This is a genomic window from Halorubrum sp. SP3 (genome assembly GCF_005435195.1).
Classification (GTDB): Archaea; Halobacteriota; Halobacteria; order Halobacteriales; family Haloferacaceae; genus Halorubrum; species Halorubrum sodomense.
The window spans coordinates 1-2486 of the sequence record NZ_SGTU01000051.1; the positions used below are offsets into that span (position 1 = coordinate 1).

A 2486-nucleotide genomic window follows, 5' to 3' on the forward strand; every position below is an offset into this window, starting at 1 on the left:
CGCTGGCGACGCTCGTCTCGCGATCGGGATGCTTCGCAGCGCAGCCAGCACAGCTGATCGCGAAAATCACGAAGATATCACCAACGACATTCTCAGAGACGCTGCTGAAGATGCTCGGGCCCAAATCAAGCAGAAGAGTCTCGACTCGCTCACACCACACCAGCGGGTCGTCTACGATATTGTTCGCGACCACGGCCCGCTTGGACCCAGCGAGATTCACGACCGGTATACTGAGGCGGTCGACGATCCGCGGACGAAGCGCACCGTCCGGACCTACCTTTCGAAGATGGCACAGTACAATCTCTTGGAAGCAGAAGGGACGAGTCGAGACCGCAAGTACTCACTCGTTGATTCAGCAGCTGCGTCGCCGGTTTCGTAAAATTTGGTGAGCTATGAACCGAAGATCCCTATTTTTCTGGGTTGCTTTCATTGGATTGTGGATTGCTGCTATTGGAATGGAGGGGTTGAGATAAGGTCGAAGGATGAGGCGGTCAAAAGATCGAGTGGTTCATGCTCAGTTTCGACCGCCTCAGCGGCGATAGCGGTTGTATCGAGTTAGATTTTCTGGAGCGAGAGGCGACACCCAAGTCGGCGATGAAGCTCGGTATCCGACTCCATTTGGCTGGATTATCACTTTCGGATACCGTCTCGATTCTTGAGAGGTTGGGTGTCGATCGCCATCGAACCACCGTCCATCGGTGGGTTCAGAAAGCCGATCTACAGCCGACAGACGGTGCGAATCCGAATCACGTTGCGGTCGATGAAACCGTGATTCAGCTCAACTCTGAGCGATATTGGCTGTACGCTGCCGTCGATCCCGACACGAACCGGCTGCTCCACGTTCGGCTCTACCCGACGAGAACAAACGCGATATCCTCGATGTTTCTCTCAGAACTCCGTGGGAAACATCAGGTCGACGACGCGGTCTTTCTCGTTGATGGTGCTCCGTGGTTACAGGCGGCCTGTCATCGTCACGGGCTCCGATTCCAACACGTCACACATGGGAATCGGAACGCCGTCGAACGTGTCTTTCGTGAAGTAAAACGCCGAACAAACCAGTTCTCAAATACGTTTAGCCGTGTCAAGCCGAGTACTGCTGAAGATTGGGTTCAAGCGTTTGCCTTCGCATAGAATCAGCTTATCTAAACACTACCTATATAAATCGACCTGATTTACAGAACAGGATCTCGGACACATCTACTGTTGAATCGATGTCTTGAAACGTGTAGTCGGCGACATTCACACAGCAATCGTATGACAAAGAAGGCACTCGTCACTGGCGTCGGAGGATTCATCGGTTCATCGCTCGCGAAGGCCTTGCTTGAGTCGGGCCACGAGGTTCGAGGTATTGATAACTTCTCGACTGGCAGTCGAGACAATCTCAAACGGCTACCCGATGAGAACTTCGAATTCATCGAGGGTGATATCTGCGACCCGGCGGTCGCTCGACAATCTGTAACAGACGTAGATTGGATATTCCATCAGGCTGCCATTCCTTCCGTCTCGCGCAGCGTTGAGGACCCTCGGCGTTCGACCCTTGCCAACTGCGTTGGGGCGGCGACACTGGTCGATGCGGCACGCGATGAAGACCCGGAAAAAATCGTCGCTGCGTCCTCTTCCTCGGTCTATGGATCCGACGGGAACCTACCAGCCAGAGAGAGCGACCCGACGAATCCCGAGTCACCGTATGCCCTCTCGAAGTACTACACAGAACGACTCGTCCAGCAGGCGTCTGACATCTACGGTATCGACACGGTGTGTTTACGATACTTCAACGTTTTCGGACCTTGGCAAGATCCAAACGGAGAATACGCTGCTGTTATTCCAAAATTTATCAGTATAATGATGGAAGGAAAACGACCGACTATTTTCGGTGACGGTGAACAGTCGCGAGACTTTACTTTCATCGACAACGTCATTGCGGCGAACGTCGGTGCTGCTGAGAGCGACGCTAGTGGTGTCGTCTGTAACGTTGGCTGTGGAAATCGTGTGACGGTGAACGAACTCGTCGAGCGGATCAACGAACACCTCGGTACTGATATCAGCCCGATTTACGACAGCCCCAGACCCGGCGACGTTCGCCACTCTCTGGCCGATCTCGAATGGGGGAGTCAAACTATCGACTATGAACCGATAGTCCATTTCGACGAGGGGCTACGCAGGACTATCGAACACTTCGAAGAACAGAACTTCTAGCTCCGCTGTATACGATTAATTGTATCGGCTTTCCAAGTCTCGTCGAACTTCGGTTTTGATCCCCGTCCGAGACACCATTGGTACAACTGTTCGTATCGGTCGGCGAACGTTTCTAGGCCGTGGTGCCGGACGACGTGATCTCGTGCCTGTCGTCCCAACTCTTCTCGGCGCTGAAGTATTTCGGCCATGCCGCTGGTGATCATCTCCTTTGAAGCTGATGGCGACAGGTAGCGTCCGTGTTCTCCGGTTCCGACTTGGTCGAATGCTGTCGCCGTGAGGGCCGGGAGACC

The 2486-nt window shown here is 53.8% G+C and carries 4 protein-coding genes; 3 read left to right on the forward strand and 1 reads right to left on the reverse strand.

Features of this window, described 5'->3' with window-relative positions; genetic code table 11:
• From EXE42_RS15095 to EXE42_RS15105, 3 genes are all read left to right on the forward strand, one after another.
• A partial coding sequence (locus EXE42_RS15095; RefSeq protein ID WP_137706858.1) for a BlaI/MecI/CopY family transcriptional regulator occupies nucleotides 1-379 on the forward strand: 379 nt, incomplete at its 5' end.
• A 131-nt stretch (nucleotides 380-510) separates the two neighbouring features.
• Nucleotides 511-1131, forward strand: a complete 621-nt coding sequence (locus EXE42_RS15100) for an IS6 family transposase (RefSeq protein WP_137706859.1) — start codon at nucleotides 511-513, stop codon at nucleotides 1129-1131.
• 123 nt (nucleotides 1132-1254) lie between these two features.
• Complete coding sequence (locus EXE42_RS15105; protein ID WP_137706860.1) at nucleotides 1255-2196, forward strand: NAD-dependent epimerase/dehydratase family protein; 942 nt, start codon at nucleotides 1255-1257, stop codon at nucleotides 2194-2196.
• On the opposite strand, the gene EXE42_RS19595 is transcribed toward EXE42_RS15105, so the two are convergent.
• On the reverse strand, nucleotides 2193-2486 hold a 294-nt coding region (locus tag EXE42_RS19595; protein WP_206750719.1), incomplete at its 5' end, for a glycosyltransferase. The genes EXE42_RS15105 and EXE42_RS19595 overlap by 4 nt on opposite strands.